General features: G+C 70.5%; 26 protein-coding genes. 15 read left to right on the top strand and 11 right to left on the bottom strand.

Annotation, left to right across the window (positions count from 1 at the left end; all coding sequences use genetic code 11):
• Nucleotides 1-26: 26 nt before the first annotated feature.
• On the bottom strand, nt 27-1,298 hold the full coding sequence (purD, locus tag C3481_RS08595) for a phosphoribosylamine--glycine ligase (RefSeq protein ID WP_023953117.1): 1,272 nt from the start codon (nt 1,296-1,298) through the stop codon (nt 27-29).
• A gap of 35 nt (nt 1,299-1,333) precedes the next feature.
• Here purD and C3481_RS08590 point away from each other — a divergent pair, with 35 nt between their 5' ends.
• The 7 genes from C3481_RS08590 to C3481_RS08565 all read left to right on the top strand — a co-directional run bounded on the left by C3481_RS08590 (nt 1,334) and on the right by C3481_RS08565 (nt 8,988).
• Entirely contained in the window at nt 1,334-1,702 is a 369-nt protein-coding gene (locus C3481_RS08590) for a sterol carrier family protein (RefSeq protein WP_023953115.1), read from the top strand.
• A gap of 51 nt (nt 1,703-1,753) precedes the next feature.
• Entirely contained in the window at nt 1,754-2,677 is a 924-nt protein-coding gene (locus C3481_RS16775) for an HtaA domain-containing protein (RefSeq protein WP_258039062.1), read from the top strand.
• A 2-nt stretch (nt 2,678-2,679) separates the two neighbouring features.
• Nucleotides 2,680-3,783, top strand: a complete 1,104-nt coding sequence (locus C3481_RS16770) for a hemin ABC transporter substrate-binding protein (RefSeq protein ID WP_258039093.1) — start codon at nt 2,680-2,682, stop codon at nt 3,781-3,783.
• A 41-nt stretch (nt 3,784-3,824) separates the two neighbouring features.
• Nucleotides 3,825-4,829, top strand: a complete 1,005-nt coding sequence (locus C3481_RS16765; protein WP_308457279.1) for an iron ABC transporter permease — start codon at nt 3,825-3,827, stop codon at nt 4,827-4,829.
• Nucleotides 4,820-5,611, top strand: a complete 792-nt coding sequence (locus tag C3481_RS08575; protein WP_374754853.1) for a heme ABC transporter ATP-binding protein — start codon at nt 4,820-4,822, stop codon at nt 5,609-5,611. The genes C3481_RS16765 and C3481_RS08575 overlap by 10 nt, the downstream gene beginning before the upstream one ends.
• Before the next feature lie 101 nt (nt 5,612-5,712).
• Nucleotides 5,713-8,601 (top strand): HtaA domain-containing protein, encoded by a 2,889-nt coding sequence (locus tag C3481_RS08570; protein ID WP_103841641.1) that lies wholly within the window; start codon nt 5,713-5,715, stop codon nt 8,599-8,601.
• A 63-nt stretch (nt 8,602-8,664) separates the two neighbouring features.
• Nucleotides 8,665-8,988 (top strand): hypothetical protein, encoded by a 324-nt coding sequence (locus C3481_RS08565; protein WP_023953106.1) that lies wholly within the window; start codon nt 8,665-8,667, stop codon nt 8,986-8,988.
• Between the two features lie 21 nt (nt 8,989-9,009).
• Here C3481_RS08565 and C3481_RS08560 read toward each other — a convergent pair whose 3' ends face one another.
• Both C3481_RS08560 and nagE read right to left on the bottom strand, forming a co-directional pair.
• Nucleotides 9,010-9,621, bottom strand: a complete 612-nt coding sequence (locus C3481_RS08560; protein ID WP_103841639.1) for a zinc-binding alcohol dehydrogenase — start codon at nt 9,619-9,621, stop codon at nt 9,010-9,012.
• A 73-nt stretch (nt 9,622-9,694) separates the two neighbouring features.
• On the bottom strand, nt 9,695-11,617 hold the full coding sequence (nagE, locus tag C3481_RS08555) for an N-acetylglucosamine-specific PTS transporter subunit IIBC (RefSeq protein ID WP_103841637.1): 1,923 nt from the start codon (nt 11,615-11,617) through the stop codon (nt 9,695-9,697).
• 98 nt (nt 11,618-11,715) lie between these two features.
• On the opposite strand from nagE, the gene C3481_RS08550 reads away from it, so the two are divergent.
• The 5 genes from C3481_RS08550 (at nt 11,716) to C3481_RS08530 (ending at nt 17,596) form a co-directional block, all read left to right on the top strand.
• Nucleotides 11,716-12,861: an ROK family transcriptional regulator gene (locus C3481_RS08550; RefSeq protein WP_103841635.1), complete on the top strand. Its 1,146-nt coding sequence runs from the start codon at nt 11,716-11,718 to the stop codon at nt 12,859-12,861.
• A gap of 50 nt (nt 12,862-12,911) precedes the next feature.
• Nucleotides 12,912-13,697 (top strand): glucosamine-6-phosphate deaminase, encoded by a 786-nt coding sequence (gene nagB / locus C3481_RS08545; protein ID WP_103841633.1) that lies wholly within the window; start codon nt 12,912-12,914, stop codon nt 13,695-13,697.
• Nucleotides 13,698-13,790: 93 nt separating this feature from the next.
• On the top strand, nt 13,791-14,909 hold the full coding sequence (purM, locus tag C3481_RS08540; RefSeq protein WP_023953099.1) for a phosphoribosylformylglycinamidine cyclo-ligase: 1,119 nt from the start codon (nt 13,791-13,793) through the stop codon (nt 14,907-14,909).
• Between the two features lie 6 nt (nt 14,910-14,915).
• The gene (purF, locus tag C3481_RS08535; protein WP_023953097.1) at nt 14,916-16,376 is read left to right on the top strand and encodes an amidophosphoribosyltransferase; all 1,461 of its coding nucleotides are present in this window, start codon (nt 14,916-14,918) and stop codon (nt 16,374-16,376) included.
• Nucleotides 16,373-17,596, top strand: coding sequence for a CynX/NimT family MFS transporter (locus C3481_RS08530; protein ID WP_023953095.1), 1,224 nt, complete (start codon nt 16,373-16,375; stop codon nt 17,594-17,596). The genes purF and C3481_RS08530 overlap by 4 nt, the downstream gene beginning before the upstream one ends.
• Nucleotides 17,597-17,605: 9 nt before the next feature.
• Here C3481_RS08530 and C3481_RS08525 read toward each other — a convergent pair whose 3' ends face one another.
• Nucleotides 17,606-17,782, bottom strand: coding sequence for a DUF3073 family protein (locus C3481_RS08525; protein ID WP_023953093.1), 177 nt, complete (start codon nt 17,780-17,782; stop codon nt 17,606-17,608).
• Between the two features lie 148 nt (nt 17,783-17,930).
• On the opposite strand from C3481_RS08525, the gene C3481_RS08520 reads away from it, so the two are divergent.
• Nucleotides 17,931-18,461 carry a universal stress protein gene (locus C3481_RS08520; protein WP_064955167.1) on the top strand — a complete coding sequence of 177 codons (531 nt, stop codon included), beginning with the start codon at nt 17,931-17,933 and terminating at the stop codon, nt 18,459-18,461.
• A gap of 46 nt (nt 18,462-18,507) precedes the next feature.
• Here C3481_RS08520 and C3481_RS08515 read toward each other — a convergent pair whose 3' ends face one another.
• The 3 genes from C3481_RS08515 to C3481_RS16515 form a co-directional block, all read right to left on the bottom strand.
• The gene (locus C3481_RS08515) at nt 18,508-19,116 is read right to left on the bottom strand and encodes a PadR family transcriptional regulator (RefSeq protein WP_064955166.1); all 609 of its coding nucleotides are present in this window, start codon (nt 19,114-19,116) and stop codon (nt 18,508-18,510) included.
• Between the two features lie 2 nt (nt 19,117-19,118).
• Entirely contained in the window at nt 19,119-20,066 is a 948-nt protein-coding gene (locus tag C3481_RS08510) for a DUF4097 family beta strand repeat-containing protein (RefSeq protein WP_023953088.1), read from the bottom strand.
• A gap of 176 nt (nt 20,067-20,242) precedes the next feature.
• Nucleotides 20,243-20,407, bottom strand: a complete 165-nt coding sequence (locus C3481_RS16515) for a hypothetical protein (protein WP_023953086.1) — start codon at nt 20,405-20,407, stop codon at nt 20,243-20,245.
• A gap of 335 nt (nt 20,408-20,742) precedes the next feature.
• On the opposite strand from C3481_RS16515, the gene C3481_RS08505 reads away from it, so the two are divergent.
• Together C3481_RS08505 and C3481_RS08500 are read left to right on the top strand one after the other, a co-directional pair.
• Nucleotides 20,743-21,012, top strand: coding sequence for a Rho termination factor N-terminal domain-containing protein (locus C3481_RS08505; protein ID WP_023953083.1), 270 nt, complete (start codon nt 20,743-20,745; stop codon nt 21,010-21,012).
• 1 nt (nt 21,013) lies between these two features.
• Nucleotides 21,014-21,976, top strand: a complete 963-nt coding sequence (locus C3481_RS08500) for a DNA topoisomerase IB (RefSeq protein ID WP_023953082.1) — start codon at nt 21,014-21,016, stop codon at nt 21,974-21,976.
• A gap of 105 nt (nt 21,977-22,081) precedes the next feature.
• Here C3481_RS08500 and C3481_RS08495 read toward each other — a convergent pair whose 3' ends face one another.
• From C3481_RS08495 to C3481_RS08480, 4 genes are all read right to left on the bottom strand, one after another.
• The gene (locus C3481_RS08495) at nt 22,082-23,476 is read right to left on the bottom strand and encodes an MFS transporter (protein ID WP_023953080.1); all 1,395 of its coding nucleotides are present in this window, start codon (nt 23,474-23,476) and stop codon (nt 22,082-22,084) included.
• Between the two features lie 161 nt (nt 23,477-23,637).
• Complete coding sequence (locus tag C3481_RS08490) at nt 23,638-24,408, bottom strand: SDR family NAD(P)-dependent oxidoreductase (protein ID WP_023953078.1); 771 nt, start codon at nt 24,406-24,408, stop codon at nt 23,638-23,640.
• Nucleotides 24,409-24,419: 11 nt separating this feature from the next.
• Nucleotides 24,420-25,391 (bottom strand): 3-hydroxyacyl-CoA dehydrogenase family protein, encoded by a 972-nt coding sequence (locus C3481_RS08485; protein ID WP_064955164.1) that lies wholly within the window; start codon nt 25,389-25,391, stop codon nt 24,420-24,422.
• 23 nt (nt 25,392-25,414) lie between these two features.
• Entirely contained in the window at nt 25,415-26,362 is a 948-nt protein-coding gene (locus C3481_RS08480) for a sugar phosphate isomerase/epimerase (RefSeq protein WP_103841630.1), read from the bottom strand.
• Nucleotides 26,363-26,397 lie beyond the last annotated feature (35 nt).

The raw sequence follows: 26,397 nt of genomic DNA, 5'->3' as shown, positions 1-26,397 counted from the left end.
TCCGTCGGGCCGCCCGTGCCGTGGATTCAGTCCGCGACGCGGGCGGCGATGTCGGTGCGGTGGTGCGAGCCTTCGAGGCTGATCTCCGCGAGGGCGCGGTAGGCGCGGTCGCGAGCCTCGGTGAAGTCGGCGCCGCGTGCGACGACGTTGAGCACGCGTCCACCCGTGGCGACGAGCCCGTCGACCGACTCGGCGGTCGCAGCGTGCGCGAGGTGCACGCTTTCGACGGATGCCGCGGCGTCGAGCCCCGTCAGCGCCCGGCCGGTCACCGGGTTGTCGGGGTAGCCCTCGCTCGCGAGCACGACGGTGACGGCGGCATCGTCCGAGAACGTCGGATCGGGCTCGGACTCCAGTCGCCCGCTCGCCGCAGCCATCAGCAGCTCCGAGAGCGGCGAGGTCAGCCGCGCGAGCACCACCTGCGTCTCGGGGTCGCCGAACCGCGCGTTGAACTCGATCACCTTGATGCCCGACTCGGTGAGGATGAGGCCCGCGTAGAGCAGGCCGATGAACGGTGTGCCCTCGGCGTCGAGGTGGCGGATGACGGGCTCGGCCACGTCGCGCGTGACCTCGGCGACGAATCCGGCCTCGCTGCCGAACCGGTCGGCGAGCCAGGGGAGCGGCGAGTAGGCGCCCATGCCCCCGGTGTTCGGGCCGGCGTCGCCGTCGTAGGCGCGCTTGTAGTCCTGCGCCGGGCTCAGGGCTCGGACGGTGTCGCCGTCCGAGACGAAGAAGAGCGACACCTCGGGGCCGGCGAGGAACTCCTCGATCAGCACCGGGCCGCTCGAGAGGTAGGTGTCGGCGTGGGCGAGCGCCGCCTCACGGTCGTCGGTGACGATGACGCCCTTGCCGGCGGCGAGGCCGTCGGCTTTGACCACGTGGGGAGCGCCGAGCTCGTCGAGCGCCGTTTCGACCTCGGCACGGCTCCGCGCCCGCACGGCGCGCCCGGTGGGCACGCCGGCCTCGTCCATGACGCGCTTGGCGAACGCCTTCGACCCTTCGAGCTGCGCGGCGACCTTGCCGGGGCCGAAGACGGGGATGCCGCGCTCGCGCAGCGCATCGGCGACACCGGCGATGAGCGGGGCCTCCGGCCCGACGATGACGAGATCGACGTTGGCGCTGCCGGCGAACTCCGTCACGGCGACCGGGTCGTTCTGGTCGAGGCCCGGCACGATCTCGGCATCGCGGGCGATGCCGGCGTTGCCGGGCGCCGCGAGCAGGTCGTGACCTGCGCCTTCCGCGGCGAGAGCGAGGATGATGGCGTGCTCGCGCGCGCCCGAGCCGAGGACCAGGATCTTCACCCGGCCAGCCTACCGACCGGGCTAGCGTGGAACCCATGGCCCGCAGCATCCTCACCGCCGATGGCCGCGCCGCGCTCGCCGCCGTCGCCGCCGCCGATGCGTCCGGCGAGAAGCCCGCTCGAACCGACCTGGCGACCGCCGTGCGCTACCTGTTGCAGCTGCTCGTCGAGAAGGCGCCCGGCAACTCGGTCGAGATGCGCGTGCCGCCGTTCGGTGCCGTCCAGGTCGTCGAGGGGCCGCGGCACACGCGCGGCACCCCGCCGAACGTCGTCGAGACGGATGCCGCGACCTGGATCGCCCTCGCCCTCGGCGACCTCGCCTGGGCGGATGCCGCCGCCGCGGGCCGGCTGCGCGCGTCGGGCACCCGCGCCGATCTCGGGGCGCTGCTGCCACTGCGACCCTGACACCGGCTCCGATAAGGTTAGGCAAGCCTGACCTTATCTCTGGAGTCTGCTGTGCGCTCTTCCCTTCTGTCCCGCGCGCCCCTCGGGGTGCTCTCCGCTGCGTCGATCGTCCTCGGTGTCGCGAGCCCCGCCCTCGCGATCGGCGACGCCGCGCCCGTCGAGCAGCGGACCGCCGCGACCTCGCCGCCCGTCTGCGACATCACCGACGCGACCATCACGTGGGGCTTCAAGGAGTCGTTCCGCTCGTACATCTCCGGCTCCATCGCGAAGGGTGCGTGGGAGCCGTTCGGCGGCGTGGGTTACGAGACGCCCGCGTTCACCTGGACCGGTGGCACGGGCAGCTACGACCCCGCGACCGGCGCCGGCTCGATCGCCTTCCCCGGCGGCATCCGGTTCACCGGGCACGGCGGCCTGCTCGACTCGACGGTGCAGAACGTCACGCTCGAGATCGCGCCGGCGGCGGGGCGTGTTCTCGTCGACCTCGCCGGAGTCTCGATGGAGAGCGCGCTCGCCGGCGACGACACCGTCGTCACGACACCCCAGGTGCCGTTCGTGACCGTCGACCTGGCGGGTCTGGAGAACACGGTCTCGGGAGAAGCCCTCACTCTCGCCGCCGCGGATGCCGCCACCGCGATCACCGAGGAGGGGTTCGCCGCCTTCGGCAACTACGAGACCGGCACCGCCTTCGACCCCCTGTCGTTCACCGCGAGCGGTGTGTGCGCGGCTGCCACCCCGACGGTAGACCCATCGCCCGTCGTCGATGCATCACCCGCCGCGGATGCCGCGGAGGCGGGCGATGACGAGAGCGGATCGAGCGGCGCGCTGCCGGTCGCGCTCTTCGCCGCTATCGGCGGCGCGCTCGTCGCGACGATCGGCGGGTCGACCGCAGCGATCGTCGCCTCGCGTCGCAAGCAGCGGAAGGCGCGTGCCGCCGGTGGGCCCGCCGATCACGCCGACGAAGGGCCGGCCGCGTGAAGATGCGGCGACTCCTCGTCGCGGCGCTCGCCGCTGCTGCCCTGTCGCTCAGCGCCTGCGCTCCGGCTGCGACGTCTCACGGCGAGGCGGCGGGCCAGGTCGTGATCGACCGACCCCCGCTGAGCGAATTGGCGCCGGTGACCGACCCGCGCTCGCTCGAGGGCCCCTCGACCGCCGTCCTCGCCGACGCCGCGGTCGAGCCGGTCGTGACGGATCCCACCCAGAGCCTGCCCGTCACCGTGAGCTCGCACGATCTCACCGGCGACGTCGAGGTGACGGTGACGGACACCTCGCGCATCATCGCGATGGACCTCTCCGGTTCGCTGGCCGCGACCGTCTGGGGCCTGGGCCTCGGCGGCGAGCTCGTCGGCCGCGACGTCTCGACGACGTTCCCCGGCGCGGCCGACCTGCCGGTCGTCACGGGCAGCGGACACACGGTCAACGCCGAGTCGATCATCGGCCTCGCCCCCACCCTCGTCATCACCGACGGCAGCATCGGACCGGTCGACGTCGTGCAGCAGCTGCGGGATGTCGGCATCACGGTGGTCTTCGTCGAGCGCTCCGCCTCGTTCGCGGGCGCCGCCGATCTCGCGCGGTCGGTCGGCGACGTACTCGGCGTACCCGACACGGGCGAGCAGCTCGCCCAGCGCATCGCGAGCGAGGTCGACCAGACGCGTGCCCAGATCGCCGCGCTTGCGCCGGCGGCCGCGGCGGACCGGCTGCGCATGGTCTTCCTCTACCTGCGCGGCACGGCGGGGGTGTACTACCTCTTCGGCTCCGAATCGGGCGCCGACCAGCTCATCGCCGCGCTCGGCGGCGTCGACGTCGCCGGCGAGCTCGGCTGGAACGGCATGCAGCCGCTCACCGACGAAGCCATGGTCGCCGCCGACCCCGACCTCATCCTCGTGATGACCGCCGGGCTCGAATCGGTCGGCGGCGTCGACGGTCTGCTCTCCGACAAGCCCGCGATCGCGCTGACCGCAGCCGGCCAGCATCGCCGCTTCGTCGACATGGCGGACGGGCAGATCCTGTCGTTCGGGCCGCGCAGCGCGGGGGTGCTCGACGCGCTGGCTCGCGCTGTCTACGCGCCCGATCCCGCCTCGTGAGCGGGCGTGCCGCTGGGCGCCGCGGAGTTCTCGTCGCGATCGTGAGCGCGGTGCTGCTCGTGGTGGGCGTCGTGCTCTCGGCCGGGCTCGGTCAGCTGCCGGTCGGTCCCGCCGAGGTCGTGGGCTCCGTCCTCCGTGCCCTCGGCATGCCCGGCTCGTGGGCGCCGACCGAGCCGCTCATCGAGCAGACGCTGTGGCAGATCCGTTTCCCGCGCGTCGCGATGTCGCTTCTGGTCGGTGCGCTGCTCGCGGTCGCCGGTGCCGTCATGCAGGCGATCTTCGCGAACCCGCTCGCCGAGCCGGGCGTCGTCGGCGTCTCGTCGGGCGCGGCCGTCGGCGCTGCCGCAGCGATCACGCTCGGCTTCTCGTTCCTCGGTCCGTGGTCGATCGCGGTCTGCGCCTTCGCGGGCGGTCTCGTCGCGACCTTGGTCGTGTATGCCGCTGCCCGCGCGCAGGGCCGGACCGAGTCGATCACGCTCATCCTGACGGGCATCGCCGTCAATGCGTTCGCGGGGGCCGCGCTGGCGCTCCTGATGTTCGCGGGAGACACGGCGTCGCGCGAGCAGATCGTGTTCTGGCAGCTGGGCTCGATGAACGGCTCGCGCTGGACGGAGGTCGCGGTCGTCGCCCTCGTCGGAGCGCTCGGCACCGCGGCATCCCTCGCTCTCGCGCGCCGCTACGACCTTCTGGCGCTCGGCGATCGCACCGCCGCCCACCTCGGTGTGCGCGTCGAGGCGCTGCGGGTCGGATCGATCGTCCTCGTCGCCCTGCTGACCGGCGTCGCCGTCGCGTTCGTCGGCATCATCGCGTTCGTCGGCCTCGTCGTGCCCCACATCGTCCGCATGCTGGTCGGGCCCGCGCACCGGGGGCTCATCGCCCTCTCGGCGCTCGGCGGCGGCGTCGTGCTCGTCTACGCCGATCTCCTCGCGCGGACCATCGTCGTCTCTGCAGACCTGCCGATCGGCATCCTCACGTCGCTCGTGGGCGGACCGTTCTTCTTCTGGCTCATCCGCCGCACCCGCCGCACCGCCGGGGGCTGGTCGTGACGGGCGTGGCCGTCGAGGTGCGGCACGCGAGCTTGCGGTCGGGTGAGGCGACGATCCTCGACGACGTGGCGACGGATGTCGGGTACGGCCGGCTGCTCGCTCTCGTCGGGCCCAACGGCGCCGGAAAGTCGAGCCTGCTCTCCCTGCTGACAGGCGACCGCGCGCCCACCTCGGGCGCGGTGCATCTCGACGGGCGTCCGGTGGGCGAGTGGTCGGCCCGCGAGCTGTCGCGGCGACGGTCGGTGCTGCTGCAGTCGAACCAGGTCGCCTTCTCGTTCACCGCGGGCCAGGTGGTCGCGATGGGGCGCACTCCTTGGATCGGAACCGAGCGCGCCCGCCTCGACGACGCTCGTATCGCCGAAGCCGTCGAGCGAGCGGATGTCGCACACCTGCTCCATCGCGCCTACCCGTCGCTCTCGGGTGGCGAGAAGGCGCGTGTCTCGCTGGCTCGAGTACTCGCGCAGGACACCCCCGTCGTGCTGCTCGATGAGCCGACCGCAGCCCTCGACCTCCGGCACCAGGAAGAGGTCCTCCGCGTCGCGCGGCGGCTCGCGCGGGATGGGCGCGCGGTGGTCGTGGTGCTGCACGACCTGTCGCTCGCCGCGGCATACGCCGACGAGGTCGCGATGATCGACGGCGGCCGGCTCGTCGCTCGGGGGAACCCGCGCGACGTGTTGACCGCGGACCGGGTCGAGGCCGTCTACGGCACCCCGGTGCGCGTGCTCGACGACCCCGACACCGGCCGTCCGGTCATCCTGCCGCGCCGTCACGCCGAGCGATGACTGTCAGGGACTTCACAAACTTCGATTAGGTAAGGCTAAGCTAACTATCATCGCGTGCCCGACGCGCGAGCTTCACCTGCATCGAGATTCGGAGGGTTCCCATGCTGAGAACCAGGAGGGCGGCGCTGCAGCGTCCGCTCGCGAGCGTGCTGACCGGCGCGCTCGTCGCCATGGCCGCCGTCGTCGGCGTCGCCGCGCCGGCAACGGCCGCCGGCCCCACCCTGACGACGTCGACCACCGTCGTCGCGAACGAGAAGATCACGGTCGCCATCACCGGCACCGGCTTCGAGGTCGCTCCCCAGTACCCGGGTCAGCCGAGCCGGCACGCCTACGTCGCCCTCGTCGAGAAGGGCGACCTGACGGTCGACCAGGCGACCACGCCCAACGCCTCGCTCGACGTCTCCACCGCGGGCGAGATCACCGGAAGCCTCGAGCAGATCGCAAGCGAGCTCGATCGCACGAAAGCCTACGAGGTCATCTCGTGGCCGTCTCGTTCGTTCCCCACCGAGGCGAACCTCCTCGCCCGCGCCGACGTCTCGATCGACTGGGCCGCGCTCTTCCCGGTCGTCGCCGAGTCGACCACGACGACCCTGTCGGCCTCACCCGATGGAACGGCCGTCGAGGGCGCCGACGTCACCCTGACGGCGACGGTCTCGCCGGCGGCATCCGGGGCGGTCTCGTTCACGGCCGGCGACGCGTCGCTCGGCTCGGCTCCGGTCGACGGGGGCGTCGCGAGCATCGTCACCTCGTCGCTCGCCGTCGGCGCGCACAGCATCGCGGCCGCGTTCACCCCGGCCGACGCCACGGCCTATTCCGCCTCGACCGCACCGGCGCTGAGCTACACGGTCACCGCGAAGGCGAGCGAGCCCGAGACTCCGGCGCGGGTGCCCACGCTCACGCTCTCGAAGTCGACGGGGCTCGACCCCGCGGGCGAGGAGATCACCGTCACGGGCACGGGCTACGACCCGGCTCAGCCGATCTACCTCACGACGTGCACCGACCGCCCGCTCGCTGAGGTCGACTTCGCCTTCATCGCGGCGGGATGCACGAGAGGCGCGAAGCTCGTCACCTCGAATCCCACCACGGCGACGATGGTGAAGTTCGCGGAGGACGGATCGTTCGAGACCACGCTGACGGTCGCGCCGAAGGGCGAGACGACGGCGGTCTACACGATCGCCGATCACACCGGCATGACCAACCGCACGCAGGACGCGAAGGCCGTGGTGTCGTTCGCGGCCACGACGCCGACCGAGCCGCTCCCCGCGCCGACGCTCACGGTCACCCCGAACACGGATGTCGACCCGAGCGGTGCCACGCTCACCGTCGAGGGACGCAACTACCGCCAGAGCGAGGTCGGCGCCGGCTTCGCGCTGCGCTTCGGCTGGGTCGCCGAGACCTGGAAGCCCTCCGAGGGCGCCGCGAACTCCGCTCGCCCCTCGGTCTCGTACGTCCGCGTCTCGGGCGAGCCGACCGGCGACGCCAACCTCCCGTGGACCGAGAACGCCGACGGCACGGTCGACTTCACGTGGACAGTCCAGGTCGATGAGAAGTCCGCGAACGAGAAGCGCCCCGGCGACGACTACCGCCTCGGCGTCTTCACCTTCGGCAACAAGGCGTCGCAGGGCCTGCAGCCCGACAACGAGCTCTTCGTGCCTGTGACGTGGGCCGCGGTCGCGCCGCAGCCCGAGCCGACAAAGAGCCCGAGAATCACGGTGACACCGAACGCCGACCTCGACCCGGCCGTGGCCCACACGCTCACGGTCTCGGGCACCGGTTTCGTCGGCGACAGCGCCGCCAACGGCGCGTACGTCCTCTTCGGTGAGAAGTCGGTCTGGGCCGGGGCCGGACCGCTCCCCGCCGAGGGCTGGGTGCAGTTGGCCTGGGTCCGTCCGACGTCGATCGTGGGCGGCGCGTTCACGGTTGAGCTGACGGTTCCCGCGGGCTCGCTCGACCCGACGAAGAGCTACCACGTCGCGACGTCCGCGGCGCACGCGCTGTCGATCACCGACCGGACGCTCGACGCCTTCGCCGACGTCACCGTCGCTCAGCCGACGGCTCCGTTCGTCGCGTTCGCGGGCTCGGCGACCGTCGCTCAGGGCGGCGTGCTCGCGTTCACCGGCGGCGGTTTCGCACCCGGTGACGTCGTGACGGCCGTCGCGCACTCCGAGCCGGTCACCATCGGCACGGCGACGGCGGATGCCGGCGGACGCGTGTCGTTCTCGTGGGCGGTTCCCGCCGGGTTCGCGACGGGCGACCACACGCTCGAGCTCAGCGTCGGCGGCGTCGTCGCGGCATCCGCCCCCTTCCGGGTCACCCCTGCCGCTGTCGCCGCAGCCGTCGAGTCGCCGGCCGCACCGTCGTGCGTCGCCCGGTCGGTCTCGGGAGCGACGATCGAGTGGGGTGTGAAGGAGTCGTACCGCTCGTACATCACGGGCCCGATCGCCAAGGGAGAGATCTCCGGCGGCTGGGGCAGCGGTTCGGGAGCGTACAGCCCCGAGAACGACCGCGGCCGCGTCAGCTTCGGCGGCTCGGTGCACTACACCGGCCACAGCGGTCTGCTCGACATGACCCTGTCGAACCCGCGCGTGCAGATCACCGGCGCGAACACCGCTTCGCTGATCGTGAACGTGCAGTCCAAGGGGTACAACGGCTCGCCCGACGTGAACGCGAACGGCGTCGTCTTCGCGACGCTCTCGCTGCCCGCCGCCACGACGACGGCGAATCGGATCAGCTGGACGGGTGCATCGGCCACGCTGACGGCAGCGGGCGCCGAGGCCTTCGCCGGCTTCTACTCGGCCGGCGAGGCGCTCGATCCCGTGAGCATCACGTTCCCGCTCGGCGCCGAGGTGCCGTGCGACGCCTCGACCGACGCGACCCTCGCCGCGACCAGTGGACAGGCTCCCGTCGACACCCTGTGGCTGGGTGCCGGGATGCTGCTGATCGGCGCGCTCGCCGTGTCGTTCACGCGTCGTCGCCGCAGCGCGCTCTGACGACTCGCTGAGCCCTCTCGTCGCACCGCCCGGGCATTGCTCGGGCGGTGCGACAATGGAGTCATGGCTGAGGAGATCACCGAACGGGTCGAGTCGGCGCGCGTGCGTCGCGTGCCCAAGTACAGCGTGTTCCTCCTGCTCGGAGCCGCGGCGGGCATCATCGTCGCGCTGGCCCTGACGTTCGGCATCCCGGATGAGGGAGTCAGCACCAACACCGGCCTGCAGTACTCTGCGGGTCAGGTGTTCGGGTTCATCGCGCTCGGCGCCATCCCGGTCTGCATGGCGATCGCGGGCGTCATCGCCCTCGTGCTCGACCGCGCCGCACGTCGCCGCACGCGCGAGGTCCGCATCCTCCACGAGCGCGTGCGCGCCGTCGACGACGCCTGACGCGGGCCCGGTTCTCGCGGGTCAGGCGATCTCGGCGATGATCGGTGCGATCGCTGCGTCGAAGGCCACGACGTCGCTGCGCAGTCCGTCGGTGACGGCGATCGTGAGCGCGCCGATCCACCACACGCCGCGCTGACTCAGCGGCAGCACCTGCACGTTCAGCTCGAACGAGTGCGCCCGCCGCCCGATGCGGCGCTCGTGCTGCGCGAGCGCCCCGGCATACGCGCGGTAGGCGACGGCGCCGGCGCCCGACGAGCGCGAGGTGTACCGGGCGTGCACGTCACGCGCGAAAGCCACCGCCTCCGCCGCGTGCGGGCGGATCTCGCGCTCGAGTTGCTCGAACCCCTCGGTGGGCAACGCGACGAGAGTGTCGAAGCCGTCGACGAGATCGAGCGGCACGGGGGAGGGATGCGCGAGCGGCTCGACCGTCATCTCCCAGTACGCGCGCCACTGCCGTTCGAGCTCCGCCTGCGTCTCGGGGTCGCGCTCGACGGGTGTCGGCTCTATCCCACGCAGGTGAGGCAGCTCATCCGGAGTGCGGATGCCGAGCACCTGGCGCAGGTACAGCGCGACGACGACCGAGGGCGCGGCATCCTCCCGCACCACCCACTCGGGAGTCTTCGCCGCGCTCATGGCGCCAGTTTAGAGCGGGGGTGGTGGGGTGCGGCCGGTGCCGAGACGATCGCGCTCGGCACCGGCCGAGGCGTCACTCGAACTCGATCGACGCGTGTTCGTTGTTCAGCACGATGACCGGCGTGATGGGGGAGTAGCCCGCGCCGCGGATGACGCCCGTGTCGATGCGGAGCAACGGATGCCCCGCGTGCACGCCCTCACCCTGCTGGACGAGCGCCTGGAACCCACGGCCCTTGAGGTCGACGGTGTCGATGCCCACGTGGATCAGCAGCTCGGTGCCGTCGTCGAGGGTCATGCCCACGGCGTGACCGGTCGGGAACACCGTGGTCACGGTGCCGTCCGCGGGCGCGACGACCGTGTCTCCGGACGGGTCGATCGCGAGGCCGGGACCCATCGTCCCCTGCGAGAACATCGGGTCGGGAACCTGCGCGAGCGGCACGACCGTGCCGGCGATGGGCTGACGCAGCCGCACCACGGCGGGGGCGGTGGTCGTCACCGTGCCCGCACCCTGCGGTGCCGACGATGCCGCGGGCGGCTCGACCTCGCGGCCCGCGAGCACGTCGTCCATCGCGTCCTTCACGAACTGCACGTTGAGCCCGTAGACCACCTGCACCGACTTGGGCCCGGAGACCATGGTGCCCGCCGCGCCGGCGCGCTTGAGCGCGTCGCTGTCGACACGCGACGTGTCGGCGACCTCGAGCCGCAGGCGGGTGGCGCAGTTGTCGAGCTGAACGATGTTGTCCTTGCCGCCGAGGCCCGCGATCATCTTCTCCGCGGTGGGGCCGTAGCCCGCGTCGCGGTTGATCGCCGGGCCGATGTCGGCTGCGAGCTCGTCGTCGTCTTCACGGCCCGGCGTCTTCAGTCGGAACTTCAGGATGAGGAACCGGAACACCACGAAGTAGACCGCGAACCAGAACACGCCCATGATCGGGATCATCCAGGGGTTCTGAGCCAGCGGGTTCATCCAGCCGAGCACCAGGTCGATGAAGCCCGCCGAGAAACCGAAGCCCATGCGGGTCGGGAGCAGCGCGGCGATGAAGACCGAGATGCCCGTGAAGACGGCGTGGACGAGGTACAGCCACGGCGCGAGGAACATGAAGGTGAACTCGAGCGGTTCGGTGACGCCGACGAAGAACGAGGCGACGGCGGCCGAGAGGAGGATGCCCGACACCATCTTCTTGCGCTTGGTCTTGGCGGTGACGTACATCGCCAGGGCGGCGCCGGGCAGGCCGAACATCATGATCGGGAAGAAACCGGTCATGTACTGACCCGTCACCCCGAAGACGCCTTCGCCGTTGGAGCCGGCGAGGAAGTTGTTGAGGTCGTTGATGCCGGCGACGTCGAACCAGAAGACCGAGTTCAGAGCGTGGTGCAGCCCGAGTGGGATCAGGAGGCGGTTGAAGAAGCCGTAGAGGCCTGCGCCGACGGGGCCGAGGGTCGAGATCCACTCGCCGAAGATGACCAGGCCCGCGTAGACGATGGGCCAGACGAAGAACAGCACCGCGGCGACGACGAGCGAGATCCCGGCCGTGACGATCGCCACGGAGCGCTTGCCCGAGAAGAAGGACAGCGCGTCCGGTAGCCTGACGTCCTTGAACCGGTTGTAGGCCCAGGCGCCGATGAGGCCGCAGATGATGCCGATGAAGACGTTCTGCACCTTGCCGAAGGCGGGGTCGACCTCGGCGACATCCTCGATGCCGAGGAAGCCGGCGACGGTTGCGGGGCTCAGGAGGGTCGTGATCGTGAGCCACGACACGAGCCCGGCCAGCGCTGAGGTCCCGTCAGACTTGTTGGCCATGCCGATCGAGATGCCGATCGCGAACAGCAGGGCCATGTTGTCGATCAGTGCACCGCCTGCGGCGGCGAGGAACGTCGCGATGATGTTGGGGCCTGCGGCAGAGGCGATCCAGTAGCTGATCCCGACGAGGATGGCGGCGACGGGTAGCACGGCGACCGGCAGCATGATCGACCGGCCGAGTCGTTGGAAGAATTTCACGGGTCACTCCGATGTGCGCGGGGGAACGGGGTTCTGGCAGTATTGGTTAAGAACGTTTCCGAATTATTTCTCGGGAACTGTACTCGATCGGGGAACGTATGACTACGACGTCAGCGGAAGGCGCTGCTTCGCCGAGGGCGCGCGGCCGCGGCATCCGTCCCGAGGACGCGCGCAGCAACAACCGTCGCCTCGTCCTGCAGGCGCTCCACCGCGAGGAAGGGCTGTCGCGCGCCGACATCGCGCGTGCGACTGGACTCTCGCGCGTGACGATCTCCGATCTGGTCGGTGAGCTCGTCGACGAGCAGCTCGTCGTCGAGAGCGGCCGCGGACACCGGTCGGGGCCCGGCGCGCCCTCCCGGGCCCTCGCGCTGGCGAGGTCGTCGCGCAACGTGGTCGCCGTGTCGATCTCGAGCGGCGACACGATCGAGGGCGCCGTCGTCGACCTCGGGGGAACCGTCATCGCGCGCGAGGTCGTCGAGCGCGGCGGGTCGACCGGCGCCGAGGCGCTCGCCGTGCTCGGTGACCTCATCGACCGGCTGGTCCGCACGGCTGAGGCCCCGATCCTCGGGATCGGCGTCTCGACACCGGGCGTCGTCGACGGCGCGGGCGTCGTCCGCGAGTCGTCGCATCTGGACTGGCACGACGTCGCGCTCCGCGGCATCCTGTTCGACCGCACCGGTCTGCCGGTCTCGGTCACCAACGGGCTCAACGCCGCGGGCATGGGCGAGCTGAGCTTCGGCAAGGTCGACCACGACCTGTTGCTCGTCCGGATCGGCGCCGGCGTCGGAGCCGCCGCGATCGTGAACGGCGCGGTCGTCCACGGACGCAACTGGGCCGCGGGCGAGATCGGCCACGTCGTCGTGACGGAGGGCGAGGGCCCCGTCTGCGCGTGCGGCCGCACCGGATGCCTCGAGGCCTGGCTCTCGGTGCCGAAGCTCGAGGCTCGGCTCGCAGCGGCGCCCGACGCCGAGGCCGCTCTGCACGTTCGCCGCGAGGCGGGGCGGTGCCTCGGCATCGCGCTGTCACCGCTCGTCGCGACGCTCGGGCTGACGGATGTCGTGCTGAGCGGACCGGCCGAGCTGATCGAGGGGGCGCTCATCGACGCCGCGAGCGAAGCCATCGCAGCTCGCGTGCTGCCGATCCTCTTCGACGACCTGACCGTGCGCCTCGCCGAGACCCACGGCGACCTCCGACTGCGGGGAGCCGCAGCCCTCGTGCTGTCGGAGACCCTCGGGCTCGCCTGAGGCGAGCCCCGGCATCCGCCCTCCCGACCGAACCGAAAGAAGGAAGAGTCATGGCCGAAGTCGTCATCGTCCCCAGCGAGCAGGAGGCGGGCCGTCTCGTCGGCGACGCGATCGTCGACCTCATCCAGCGGCGCCCCGATGCCGTGCTCGGACTGGCGACCGGGTCGACCCCACTCGCGGTCTACCGGCACCTCGCCGAGCGCGTGCGCGGCGAGGACATCGACGTGTCGCGCGTGCGCGGCTTCGCGCTCGACGAGTACGTCGGGCTGCCCGCCGGCCACCCGGAGAGCTACCGCAGCGTCATCGAGCGCGAGGTCGTCGAGCCCGTCGGGTTCGACCCGGCCCGCATCGAGGTGCCGCACGGCGACCTCGACGGAATCGAGACCGCGGGCGAGCAGTACGAGGCCGCGATCCGCGCCGCCGGTGGGGTCGACCTGCAGATCCTCGGCATCGGCCGCACCGGGCACATCGGCTTCAACGAGCCGGGCAGCTCGCTCGCCTCGCTGACGCGGGTCAAGACGCTCACCGAGGAGACGCGGGCCGACAACGCCCGCTTCTTCGACTCGCCCGACGATGTGCCGATGCACTGCGTCACCCAGGGCATCGGCACCATCCTGCGCGCCCGCCACCTCGTGCTGCTGGCGTTCGGCGAAGCCAAGGCGGATGCCGTCGCCGCGGCCGTCGAGGGCCCGGTCAGCACCTCGGCGCCCGGCTCGGCCGTGCAGCTGCATCCGCATGTCACCGTCGTCGTCGACGAGGCCGCCGCAAGCGCCCTGAACCAGACGCCGTACTACCGGCACGCGTGGGCGAACAAGCCCGCCTGGCAGGGCATCTGACCCCGGTCCGTGTCGCGATGGAATCACCACCGATTCGGGCCGCCGAGACACGCCCGGCGCTCGGCCGCTCCACGGGCCGGTACTCTGGATGCCGTGGCCTCGAGTCCCACTGATCCCTATACCCAAGCCGGCGTCGACACCGCGGCGGGAGACCTCGCCGTCGAACTGATGAAGTCGGCGGTCCGGCGAACCCACGGCGACGAAGTCCTCGGGGGTGTCGGCGGCTTCGCCGGCCTCTTCGATGCGAGCGCGCTGCTCGGCTACACGAAGCCGCTGCTGGCGACCTCGACCGACGGCGTCGGCACGAAGGTCGCGATCGCGCAGGCCATCGACAAGCACGACACGATCGGGCAGGACCTGGTCGGCATGGTCGTCGACGACATCGTCGTGGTCGGCGCGAAGCCGCTCTTCATGACCGACTACATCGCGTGCGGCAAGGTCGTGCCCGAGCGCATCGCCGACATCGTCCGCGGCATCGCCGACGGCTGCTCTGCGACGGGCACCGCGCTCGTCGGCGGCGAGACGGCCGAGCACCCCGGTCTTCTGGGCGTGAACGACTACGACGTCGCGGGTGCGGCGACGGGTGTCGTGGAGTCCGAGCAGGTGCTGGGCGCCGACCGGGTGCGGGACGGCGACGTCGTGCTCGCGCTCGCTTCGAGCGGCCCGCATTCCAACGGCTACTCGCTGATCCGCCACATCATCACGGGTGCGGGCATCGGCTACGGCGACCAGGCGGCGGACTTCGGCCGCACCTGGGGTGAGCAGCTGCTCGAGCCCACGCGCCTCTACACCTCGCCGCTGCTGCGCCTGATCGCCGAGCTCGGCGACGGCATCCACTCCCTCAGCCACGTCACGGGCGGCGGTATCGCGGCGAACCTCGCGCGCGTCCTGCCGAAGGACACCTGGGTCGACGTCGATCGTGCGACATGGTCGCCGTCGCCGGTCTTCCGCGTGCTCGCAGACCTCGGGGGCCTCGAGCTCGAGCGCACCGAGGGCACCTGGAACCTCGGCATCGGCTTCTTCGCCGTCGTGTCGCCGGCCGCAGCGGATGCCGCGATCGCGGCGCTTCGCGCGGACGGCATCGATACCTGGCAGGTCGGTGTCGTCTCGACGGGCCCGCGTCCCGCGGGCGACTACGAGCAGGGCGCCAAGGGCGTCGACGGCGGGGCCGTGCGCCTCGTCGGCGGGTACCGCGAAGCAGGAGTTAACTGACCCCCTATGTGCGGAATCGTCGGAATCGTCGGGCAGTCCCCGGCGAACCAGGAGATCTACGACGCCCTGCTGCTGCTGCAGCACCGCGGCCAGGACTCGACGGGCATCGCGACCGCTGAGAACAGCGGCGTCTTCCACATCTTCAAGGCCAACGGGCAGGTGCGCGAGGCGGTCCGCACGCGTGACATGCGGTCGCTGCTCGGCAACATCGGGCTCGGCCACGTCCGCTACGCCACCAAGGGCACCGCGTCGAGCGAAGAAGAGGCGCAGCCCTTCTACGTCAACGCGCCGTACGGCATCGTGCTGGTGCACAACGGCAACCTGACCAACACCCGCGAGCTGACCGACGAGCTGTTCCGCAAGGATCGCCGCCACCTCAACACCAGCTCCGACACCGAGCTTTTGGTCAACGTGCTCGCCAACGAGCTGCAGGCCACCATCTCGGGCCTCGACCTCGACCCCGACCAGGTCTTCCAGGCTGTCGAGCGCGTTCACGAGCGTGTCGAGGGCTCGTACGCCGCGATCGCCCTGATCGCCGGCCACGGCCTGCTGGCCTTCCGCGATCCGTTCGGCATCCGTCCGCTCATCCTCGGCACCCGCCGGGCTGAGAACGGCCGCGACGAGTGGACCGTCGCATCGGAGTCGCTCGTGCTCGAGAACGGCGGCTTCGAGGTCGTGCGCGACGTCGAGCCCGGCGAAGCGGTGTTCATCGACGCCGAGGGCACGCTGCACACGCGTCAGTGCGCGCAGCAGACGCAGCTCGCGCCGTGCTCGTTCGAGTACGTCTACCTCGCCCGCCCCGACTCGATCATGAACGGCATCTCGGTCTACGAGGCTCGCCTGCGCATGGGCGAGCGTCTCGCCGACACGATCGCCAAGTACACCCCTCAGGGTGCGATCGACGTCGTCATGCCGATCCCCGACTCATCGCGTCCGGCGGCGATGCAGGTCGCGCGCAAGCTCGGCATCGAGTACCGCGAGGGCTTCTACAAGAACCGCTACGTCGGCCGGACGTTCATCATGCCGGGCCAGGCCGTGCGCAAGAAGAGCGTGCGCCAGAAGCTCAACGCGATGTCGAGCGAGTTCAAGGGCAAGAACGTCCTGCTCATCGACGACTCGATCGTGCGCGGCACGACGTCGAAGGAGATCATCCAGATGGCCCGGGATGCCGGTGCCAAGAGCGTCACGTTCGCGTCGGCCGCGCCGCCGGTGCGTTACCCGCACGTGTACGGCATCAACATGCCCTCTCGTCACGAGCTGATCGCGCACGACCGGACCATCCCCGAGATCGCCGAGGAGCTCGGCTGCGACTACCTCGTCTATCAGGAGATCGACGACCTGAAAGCGGCGATCGTCGAGGGCACCGACATCGTCGACCTCGACATGAGCTGCTTCGACGGGCGCTACGTCACCGGAACGGTCAGCGAGGAGTATCTGAGCTGGGTCGAGGGCACCCAGCAGTCGTGACTTCGCTCTGGCGGGGACGCGTCCTCGCGTTCCTCGGCGTCATCCTCGTCGCCTTCTCGCTGCGTTCGGCCGTCGCGTCGCTGTCGCCGATCCTCACCGAGATCGACGCGGACCTCGGCGTGCCGTCGTGGGTGGCCGGCCTCATCGGCGCGGCGCCGCCGGTGTGCTTCGCCGTCTTCGGCGTCATCACTCCGATCCTGGAGCGACGGTTCGGGCTACAGCGCCTCGCGGTCGCCGCGATGGTCGTCGCCGGGGCCGCCCTGCTGGGTCGAGCGCTCGCGCCGGATGCCGGCATCCTGCTCATTGCCACGACCGTGCTGTTCGCCGCGATCAGCATCGGCAACGTCGTGCTGCCGCCGCTGATCAAGACGTACTTCCCCGACCGGGTCGGGACGATGACCGCGGTCTACTCGACGATGCTCGCCGTCGCGGCCTTCGTGCCGCCGCTGGTGGCGGTGCCGATCGCCGACACGGCGGGTTGGCGGTTCTCCCTCGGGCTATGGTCGGTGTTCGCCGTGCTCGCGGTGATCCCCTGGCTCGTGACGCTGCGCCGGTCGCGCATCGCGGCAGCGTCGGCGGATGCCGTGATCGCCCCGACTCCGTCGCCGAACGTGCTCAGCCGGCTCGTGCGCCTGCCGATGGCGTGGGCCGTCGCGGTCACCTTCGCGGTGTCGGCATCCAGCGTCTACGCGTCTTTCGCGTGGCTGCCGATCATCCTCGTCGACCTCGCGGGCGTATCGCACGCCGCCGCGGGGTCGCTCCTCGCGCTGTTCGGTGCGATGGGGCTGCCGTGGTCGATCCTCGTGCCGCTGGTCATCACGCGGTGGCAGCGGCTCGGCCCGATCTACGCCGTCGCGGCGTCGGCCGGGCTCGTCGCCGTCGCGGGGCTGCTCATCGCGCCGGGATCAGCGGTCGTGCTGTGGGTCGTGCTGCTGGGCACGCCGCAGATGCTGTTCCCGGCTGCGCTGGTGTTCATCCAGCGCAAGACGAGGACGCACGAGGGCACCGTCGCTCTGAGCGGATTCGCGCAGAGCATCGGCTATGCCGTGGCCGCGGTGTTCCCCATCTCGTTCGCGCTCCTGCACGAAGTGACGGGCGACTGGACGGCCCCGCTCATCATGGTCGGTGTGCTGATGCTCGCTGCGATCCCCGCGGGGATCGTCGTCACGCGTCCCCACACGATCGAGGACGAGTGGGAGCAGCGCCACGGCGCATGGTGATGAGCCCGGTCAGGCCTTCTCGTCCTCGTACTCGTCGGAGTACTGGTCAGCCCACTTGTCGACGTACTGATCGTCGTCGGAATGAGCGAGCTCCTTCTCGAGCGAGGAGAAGTTGACATTGTAGGTGTCGTACTTCAGCTCACGCGCGATCTTGGTGTGCTTCGCCTTTTGACGGCCACGCCCCATGCGAGACCCCCTCATTTCTGAGTCACGGGCTGTTCAGCGGTGCCCGGAGCATTTCACGATCCGGCGCTGCGCCGGGGAAGAGTAGCATCAAGAATAACACGGGGGCCCCGAGCCATCGCCGGTGCCGCCGCTGAGACAGGGGGCGACCATGGCCGATCAGCACTCCGCAGGCGACGAGAGCCGCCTTCCGTCGACGCCCGTCATCGCGGGAGTCATCCCCGGGCAGTCGCCTCGCGTCGTCGTCGAAGCGGCCCGATACGCGTCGATGCTCGGCGTCGGGCTCATCATCGTGCACGTCGACGTCACCCGGTTCGTGACCTACGAAGACCCCGACGGCTACGTCCACACGGCTCCCATCGACCTCGGGGCGGTCTCGAGCGCGGCGCAGCTCGAGCAGATCCGAGCGGCCGCGGCGGAGGCGCTCCGGTCGTCCCCCGTGGAGTGGACCGTGCATCAGCTCGTCGGAGATCCGGCGCTCGCGATCAAGCACCTCGCCGACCGGCTCGACGCCAAGCTGCTCGTGGTCGGTACGCGCCGGCGCGGCATCGGCGAGTCGATCCGCGAGTTCTTCACGGGCTCGGTGGCGGCGCGGCTGGCGCATCGGCAGCGGCGGTCCATCCTCGTCGTACCGCAGGGTGAGACCGCCGCGGACGACGAAGACCTCTGGCCCGAGCCCTGAGCGGCCCGGAGCAGAGGTCATCGGTGCGGCGTGGCACCGCGCGTCGTCAGCCCCGCAGGGTCCGCAGCACCTCTTCGCGGGCCCGGGTGAGTGCAGCGACGAGGTCGTCGACGGTGGAAGCCGTGACGTCGCCGTCGCGCGCGATGTGCGACCGCAGGTCGGCCTTCACGTTCGCCCGGAACTCGGCGATCGCGGCATCCGCTCGCTGCGCCTGCGCGCGGGCTTCGGCGCGCGGGTTCTCGGGTGGTGTCGGACGCGTGGCCGTCTCGTGATCGAGGTTCGCGGCCGCTGCGAGATCGGCCTGGAGGCTCTTCATCGCGGCGCGCACGCTGCCCCGGACCTCGTCGGCGATGAGGCGGATGCTGTCGGCCAGGCCGGCCTGGATGCCGTCGAGGTCATGGCGGCGGGCCGAGAGCTCGTCACGGCCGGCATCTGTGATCTCGTAGATCGTCTTGCGACCGTCGACGGTCTTGGTCACGAGTCCTTCGTCCTCGAGCTTGGCCAACCGCGGATAGATGGTGCCGGCGCTCGGTGAGTACGTGCCGCCGGTGCGCTCCGTCAGGGCCTGCATGAGGTCGTACCCATGACGCGGAGACTCGTCGAGCAGCGACAGCAGGTAGAGGCGCAGATCACCGTGGGAGAAGACGGGCGGCATCGTCAGTGCTCCTCGCGACGGTCGGCGGTGTCCTCGGCCGGGGTGGTGGGTGCCGCTTCGCCCGGGGCGGCGTCGGGTGCTGCCTCGCCGGCGACCTCGGGAGTGCTCGTGCCGGCGACGTCGGTGGCCGCGGGGGCGGAGCGCCGCAGAACGGTCAGGTCGCCCGAGACCGAGTTGGTGCGGACATCGACGAACGATCCGCTGAGTTCACCGGTCGAGCCGGCGAAGCTCGTCAGCGGCCCGGCACCCTGACCGGATCGCACGACCCCGTCGATGAGCACGCGTCCGCTGACGCTTCGCACCTGATAGTTCGCGGGCAGGCTCTCGTCGAGGCGCACCGTCGCGTCGCCGCCCACGGTGTGGAGCGTGATCGACTGGATCGGACCGGACGAGTCGACGAGCATGGCGCCCGACACGGTGTCGATGTCGGCCGCGCGCAGGGTGCCGATCGCCGACACGTCGCCCGACACGGACTTCGCAGTGAGCGCTCCGGTCAGCTCGCGAGCCTGTACGTCGCCCGAGACGGCGTTGGCGTTCACGTCGCCCGTGATCCCGTCGATGATGATGTCGCCCGAGACGGTATTGACCCGCGCATCGGCCGTGAGACCCGACACGAGCGCGCTCGCGCTGACGACGCCGAGCGTGAGGTCGGTGCCTCGCGGGACGGCGACGCTGATCTCGGCCTTCGGCCCGGACGACCCGAAGTTGCGGAAGACCTGCGTGAAGTTGTCCCAGCGCAGCTGCGGGTGGTCGATCTCGACGACGTCGCCGGTCGCTTCGATACGGAGATCCTTGCCCGTGACGGCGTGCACCTCGATGCGGACGCCCGGTTCGTCGTGGGCGACGATGTCGATCTGACCCCCGACCATGCTCACCTTGAGCTTGCGGATGTCATCGACGTCGATCACCCGCGTCTCGTCGGGGTGGACGATCCATTTCTGCAGTGTCATGGCGCTTCCCTCTCTCAGGCGACGGTTGCCGCGAACTATTCGCGATATATCGCGTGTGCTGACGGTAACACGATATATCGCGACTCGTCCAGAGGTCCTCGGAGCAGGTCGCCGCACGGCTCCGGAAATGCAGAACGCCCCCGCCCGGAGGCGGAGGCGTTCGCGCAGCGCGGCGGTCAGACGCGCTTGTTGCCGCTGATCACTCGGAAGAGGAACGCGATGAGCGCGATCACACCGACGATCAGAGCAACCCAGAGCAGCCAGCTCAGGGCGCTGTTCAGGCCACTGACGATCGCGAGCACGATCGCAACGACGATGATGATGATGAGGAAGATGTTCATGGGGGCTCCTTGTCTGTCTCCCAATGTCCGTCCCACTGCGAGACGTTCCGACCCCGTGAAGGGCTGACCGCAACGTTAGAGAATGCCGAGCGTAAGTGCCGAGGCCTTGACGATCGATTCCCCGTGGTGGTAGCCCATCACGCGCCGACCCGACGCGCATGGTCGTGTCGGCGGCGAGGAAGGCACCCTTTGTGTCGGGTCGCGGTCGGGCGGCGGCCGGCGGGCGGCGGGCAGCGGGTGGGGTGGGGTTACGCCCTTGCGCGAATGCCTGTCAAGCACCTGCGACGGCCGTCGTGGCGGTCGTAATCTCGGCCTGACGAAGAGGGGAGACCGCCATGCCACAGGGACGCGGATCGAACAGTCTCAAAGACCCCGAGCTCTACGAGGAGCTGCGCGAGGACGGCGCCTCGAAGGAGAAGGCCGCTCGCATCTCGAACGCCGCCGCCCGTGACGGCCGCAAGAAGGTCGGCAGCCGGGGCGGGCAGTCCGGCGACTACGAGGACTGGACCGTCGACGAGCTGAAGAAGCGCGCCAAGGAACTCGGCATCTCCGGGTACTCCGGCAAGAAGAAGGCGCAGATCATCTCGATGCTGCGCAACCACTGAGGTGGCCCGACTCGTCCGGGTCCGACCCGATGTGGATGCCGGCATCCGGCGCATCCGCTCGGGCAAGGGCTTCCGGTACACGGACGCCGACGGCGGCGTGGTCGGGCGGCGCGATCTCGCCCGCATCCGCACGATCGTCATCCCGCCGGCGTGGCAGGACGTCTGGATCTGCGCGGATCCCCAGGGGCACATCCAGGTCGTCGGAACCGACGATGCGGGCCGCCGACAGTACATCTACCATCCCGACTGGACGCGCAGCCGCGACAAGGGCAAGTACGCGAGGGCGCTGCAGCTCGCCGAGTCCCTGCCGCGCGCCCGGTCCCGGGCGACCGCGTCGTTGCGTCGCGCCGACCTCGACCGCGAACGCGTCCTCGCGGCGGCATTCCGGCTGCTCGACCGCTCGGCGCTGCGCATCGGGTCGCAGCGCTACCTGCTGCAGCACGGCAGCCGGGGGCTGACGACGCTCCGGCGCCGCGACGCCTCGGTGGCCGACGCCGTCGTGAGCCTGGCCTTCTCGGGCAAGAGCGGGCAGCGGCAGGCGCTCGAGATCCCCGACCCCGATCTCGCGACGGCGATCATGCTGCTGATCGAGGGGCGGCCCTCGTCGCCGTTGCTCGCGTGGCAGCGGCAGCGCCGGCGGGTGCCGCTCACCCCGAACGACGTCAACGCGTACGTCCGTGCGCTGACCGGCGGCCCGTTCACCGCGAAGGACTTCCGCACGCTCCGAGGCACCGTCGTCGCGGCGGATGCCCTCGCCCGCATCGGCATCGCCGAGACCGCCCGGGCCGTGCATCAGGCCGAGGTCGAAGCGGTGCGCGCCGCGGCGACGGCGCTGGGCAACACCCCGGCGGTCGCGCGCAGCTCGTACATCGATCCGCGCGTGTTCGAGCGTTATCGCTCGGGGATGCTGCTCGACACGACCGTCTCGCCCGAGTCCGCCATCCGTTCCCTCGTCCTCGGTTGACGCCGACGGCGCAGCGCCCGAGCACTCACCGGGCAGCCTCGGCGCGACGCCGAAACGGCCCGGGCCGCACGAGGCGACACCGGGCCGTTCGAAACGCGCGACGCGTCAGCGGCGCTGGGGCTCTCCCGAGGTCAGGAGGGCGTCGGCCTTCGAGCTGAAGAACCGGGTCGCCCACATCATGACGGCGGCGAGGAACGCGAACAGACCCAGCGACACCACGCCCCAGGCTCCGCTCTCGGTCGGGACGGCCTCGTTGATCCCCGTGCGCATGATCGGGGCGACGAAGCCGCCCAGGTTGCCGAGGGAGTTGATGAGGCCGATGCCGGCCGCGGCCGCGGCCCCCGTGAGGAACGAGGTCGGGAACGACCAGGTGATGGGGCCCGTCGAGAGGAACGCCGCGACCGCGACGGTGATCGCGATGATGCCGAGCAGGCCCTGCCCGTTGGCTCCGGCCCACGCCGACACGAGGATGGCCGAACCCGTCACGAGGAAGAACAGGGCACCCCACACGCGGCGCCGGCGCACGGTGTCGGCGTGCTTGCCGACGTAGTAGCAGGCGAACAGGCCGACGGCCCACGGGATGGCGGACACGAGGCCGACCTGCCAGCCGACCGACTCTCCGATGAGGTTCGACACCTGCTGCGGCAGGTAGAACGTCGTGCCGTAGACGGCGATCTGCAGGCAGAAGTAGATGACGGTGAAGTACCAGACCTTCCAGCTGATGAGCGCCGCGCCGATGCCGCGGGGCCCATCGGATTCCTTCACGGTGTCTTCGTGCTCCATCACAGCCTTCAGCGCGGCCTTCTCGTCGTCATCGAGGAACTTCGCCTTCTGCGGCGAGTCGACGAGGAAGAACAGGGCTGCGATACCGGCGACGACCGCCATCATGCCCTCGACGAAGAACATCACCTGCCAGCCGGCCCACGGGGTGACCTGGTCGCCGATGCTGATCAGGCCGCCCGACAGCGGGGCTCCCAGCATCTGCGAGAAGGGCTGCGCGAGGTAGAACAGCGCGAACATCTGCACGCGGCGCTTGTTGGGGAACCACTGCGCGAGGAACATGATGACGCCGGGGAAGAGGCCGGCCTCCGTGACGCCCAGGAGGAAGCGCAGCACGATGAACATCGTCTCGCCGTTGACGAAGGCGAAGAGCGACGCGACGATTCCCCAGGTGACCGCGATGCGGGCGAGCCAGAAGCGCGCGCCGAACTTGTCGAGCAGCAGGTTCGAGGGGATCTCGAAGAGGGCGTAGCCGATGAAGAAGATGCCGGCACCGAGGGCATAGGCCCCGGCCGAGATGCCCCGGTCGACTTCGAGAGCGGACTCGGCGAACCCGACATTCGTGCGATCGAGGAACGCGACGAAGTACAGGATGATGAGCATCGGCATGAGCCGGTAGGTGGCCTTCTTGATGCCGCTCGCCAGGTGCGGGCTGCTCAGCAGCTCATTCGCGACCGTGACGTTGGCCCGCGTGGCGGGACCGTAGTCCGATGAGGACACAGTGACTCTCCTTCGAGTTCGTGTGGGTGTGACGGAGTGACGAGGCGGCGGTTCAGCCGCCGAGTGAGGGGATGATCAGGACGAGGCCGACGACCACGCAGATCACCCCGATGGCCAGGAACCCGAGGCGTCCGCGGGACCAGTTGCGGTTCACGGGAGCCTCAGTGCATGTAGAGGCCACCGTCGACGTTCAGGGTCTGGCCCGTCACGAATCCGGCGTCCTCGCTGATCAGGTAGGCCACCGCCGCGGCGATGTCGGTGGGAGTGCCGATGCGCGGCAGCACGCCGTCGGCGGCCATCGCCTCCTTGCGCTCCTCCGTCAGCGTCCCGCCCATGATGTCGGTGTCGATCGGGCCGGGGGAGATGACGTTCGCCGTGATGCCGAGCGGACCGAGCTCGCGCGCGACCGAGCGCATCAGGCCGATCACGCCCGCCTTCGCCGCCGAGTAGGGCGTCTTCGAGAAGGTGCCGCCGCCGCGCTGCGCCGACACCGACGAAATGCCCACGAGGCGCCCCACGCCGTTCGCGACGAGCGTGCGGGCGACGCGCTGGGTGACCCAGTGCACGCCGTCGAGGTTGATCGACTCGACGCGGTGCCATTCCTCGGGGGTGACCTCGAGGTAGGGGATCGGGGACGAGACCCCGGCGAAATTCACGAGGGCGACGATCTGGGGCAGCGACGCCTCGAGGGTGTCGATCGCGGCGACGGCCTGCTGGCGGTCGGCCACGTTGGCGCCGACGCCGACGGCCCGCACGCCGTGAGCCTCGGCGACCTCGGCGGCGGTGCGCTCGGCGGCCGCGGCGTCGACGTCGACGATGCCGACATGCCAGCCGCGCTCTGCCAGGTGGAAGGCGGTCGTGCGGCCGATGCCCCGGGGGCTCGCGGCGCCGGTCAGGATGACGGTGCGCTCAGCGGGGAAGACGGATGCCATGGCGTGTTCTCTCAGTCCTGTGCGGGGTGGATGGGGGCGGGGCCGAGCTCGTCGATGAGCTTCTTCATCGCGACGTACGCCTTGTTGCGGTAGGCGATGAGCTCGGGCGTGCGCTCGGCGGGGACGTCGAGGAACCCGGCGCCGGACTTCGTGCCGAGCTTCCCGGCCGAGACGAGCTGGTCGAGGATGGGCGGTGTCGCGAACCGCTCGGGGAACTCCGTCTGCAGCGACGCGTAGCAGAAGGCGTAGACGTCGAGCCCGGCCATGTCGGCGATCGCGAACGGCCCGAAGAACGGCAGACGGAAGCCGAAGGTCGTGCGCACGATGGTGTCGATGTCCTCCGGCGTGGCGACGCCCTCCTCCACCAGCTGCGTCGCCTCGTGGAAGAGCGCGTACTGCAGGCGATTGAGCACGAACCCGGTCGCATCCTTCACCCGGGCGGTCTCCTTGCCCGTCGCGGCGACGATGGCCTCGACGACGGGGAGGACCGCCTCGTCGGTGCCGGCGTGCGGGATCAGCTCGACGCCGGGGATGAAGGGAGCGGGGTTGGAGAAGTGCACGCCGAGAAACCGGCCGGGGTTCGTCACGGCTTCGGCGAGACGGCCGATGAGGATCGTCGAGGTGTTGCTGCCGATGATCGCGTCGGGCGCGGCCGCAGCCGAGATGCGGCGGAGGGTCGCGTGCTTGATCTCGATCTTCTCGGGCACCGCCTCCTCGATGAAGGAGGCGCCGGCGACGGCATCCTCGATCGTCATCGCCGTGATGCGCTCCGCGATGACGGCGCTGGCGTCGGCGGGGAACAGGCCGTCGGCGGTGAACTGCGCGGCCTCGGCGATGAGGCGGTCGCGGTTGCCGCGGGCGACTTCGATGTCGACATCGGCGATGCGCACGTCGGCGCCGGACAGGGCGAGCGACTGCGCGATGCCGCCGCCCATGTAGCCGCTGCCCACCACCGCGTACACGGGGCGTTCGTTCTCGGTCATGACGTTCTCCTCGTCGGTGTCGGTCAGGCTCCGGCGGTCGCCGGAAGCAGGGAGGTCAGGTAGTCGCGGTTGCGGGCGCAGACGCCGAGGCTGTCGCCGCCGTACTGCTCCATGAGGAACGGGCCGCGGAATCCGAGCTCGAGCGCGCGGGCGACCATCGCCCGGTAGTTGATGAGGCCGAGCTCCATGCTCGTCGGCGTCGAGGTCTGCCAGCTGCCGTCGGCCGCCTCGTCGCGCGCGTAGTTCTTCATGTGCCAGTAGTTGGCGTAGGGGAGGGTCTTCTCGTGCATCTCGCGCCAGTCCTCGATGGGGCGGTGCAGGCGCACGAGGTTGCCGATGTCGGGGTTGAGGCCGACGTTGTCGAGCCCGATCTCCTCGACGAGGCGCACCGCGCTGTCGGCGGTGCCGAGGTAGGTGTCCTCGTACATCTCGAGCGACATCGGCAGACCGACGGATGCTGCGTGCTCGCCGAGTTCGCGCAGGCGGCGGACCGCGAGCGCGCGGGTGTCGGCGTCATCGGGGTCGACCGGGCCCGGCGCGGTCCAGAACCACAGGGCCGCGCGCTGCGCCTCGCTGAAGGGCTGGTGGAGGCCGGTCGAGAAGACGCGCATGCCGAGCTCGGCCGCCGCGTCGATGGCGCGGTGCGCGTACGCGAGGTTCTCTTCGCCCTTGCCGGGCTGGATGACGCTCTGGCGCTGCACGTGCACCGAGACGAGCTCGACCCCGTGGCTCGTCGCGACGGACTTCAGCTCGGCGCGACGGGACGCGGTCAGCTCGGACGGACGGATGTGGCTGTCCGCGATCTCGATCGCGGTGAAGCCGAGCCGCTCGACCTGCGCGAACACGTCGTCCCAGGTCTCGGCGGGTGCGTCGTGCAGACGCGTTCCGTCTGCGGCGACCGGGGCGAAGCCGTGCATGCAGACCGCGATCGGGCCGGGCGTGGGGGCGGACGGGTGCGACGGTGCATTCATGGCGACTCCATTGGCGAGCGGGTCCGGCTGAGGAC

This window comes from Microbacterium sp. Ru50 (assembly GCF_002920555.1).
Classification (GTDB): domain Bacteria; phylum Actinomycetota; class Actinomycetes; order Actinomycetales; family Microbacteriaceae; genus Microbacterium; species Microbacterium arborescens.
The sequence above is the reverse complement of the archived record's forward strand: the minus strand, read 5'-3'. Positions and strand labels throughout refer to the sequence as shown.

Coding starts and splice junctions, on each gene's coding strand:
- C3481_RS08590 (WP_023953115.1), top strand. CDS start 1,334: ATGGCCCGCAGCATCCTCACCGCCGATGGCCGCGCCGCGCTCGCCGCC.
- C3481_RS16770 (WP_258039093.1), top strand. CDS start 2,680: ATGCGGCGACTCCTCGTCGCGGCGCTCGCCGCTGCTGCCCTGTCGCTC.
- C3481_RS08570 (WP_103841641.1), top strand. CDS start 5,713: ATGCTGAGAACCAGGAGGGCGGCGCTGCAGCGTCCGCTCGCGAGCGTG.
- C3481_RS08565 (WP_023953106.1), top strand. CDS start 8,665: ATGGCTGAGGAGATCACCGAACGGGTCGAGTCGGCGCGCGTGCGTCGC.
- C3481_RS08560 (WP_103841639.1), bottom strand. CDS start 9,621: ATGAGCGCGGCGAAGACTCCCGAGTGGGTGGTGCGGGAGGATGCCGCG.
- C3481_RS08550 (WP_103841635.1), top strand. CDS start 11,716: ATGACTACGACGTCAGCGGAAGGCGCTGCTTCGCCGAGGGCGCGCGGC.
- nagB (WP_103841633.1), top strand. CDS start 12,912: ATGGCCGAAGTCGTCATCGTCCCCAGCGAGCAGGAGGCGGGCCGTCTC.
- purF (WP_023953097.1), top strand. CDS start 14,916: ATGTGCGGAATCGTCGGAATCGTCGGGCAGTCCCCGGCGAACCAGGAG.
- C3481_RS08525 (WP_023953093.1), bottom strand. CDS start 17,782: ATGGGGCGTGGCCGTCAAAAGGCGAAGCACACCAAGATCGCGCGTGAG.
- C3481_RS08520 (WP_064955167.1), top strand. CDS start 17,931: ATGGCCGATCAGCACTCCGCAGGCGACGAGAGCCGCCTTCCGTCGACG.
- C3481_RS08515 (WP_064955166.1), bottom strand. CDS start 19,116: ATGCCGCCCGTCTTCTCCCACGGTGATCTGCGCCTCTACCTGCTGTCG.
- C3481_RS08510 (WP_023953088.1), bottom strand. CDS start 20,066: ATGACACTGCAGAAATGGATCGTCCACCCCGACGAGACGCGGGTGATC.
- C3481_RS16515 (WP_023953086.1), bottom strand. CDS start 20,407: ATGAACATCTTCCTCATCATCATCATCGTCGTTGCGATCGTGCTCGCG.
- C3481_RS08505 (WP_023953083.1), top strand. CDS start 20,743: ATGCCACAGGGACGCGGATCGAACAGTCTCAAAGACCCCGAGCTCTAC.
- C3481_RS08490 (WP_023953078.1), bottom strand. CDS start 24,408: ATGGCATCCGTCTTCCCCGCTGAGCGCACCGTCATCCTGACCGGCGCC.
- C3481_RS08485 (WP_064955164.1), bottom strand. CDS start 25,391: ATGACCGAGAACGAACGCCCCGTGTACGCGGTGGTGGGCAGCGGCTAC.
- C3481_RS08480 (WP_103841630.1), bottom strand. CDS start 26,362: ATGAATGCACCGTCGCACCCGTCCGCCCCCACGCCCGGCCCGATCGCG.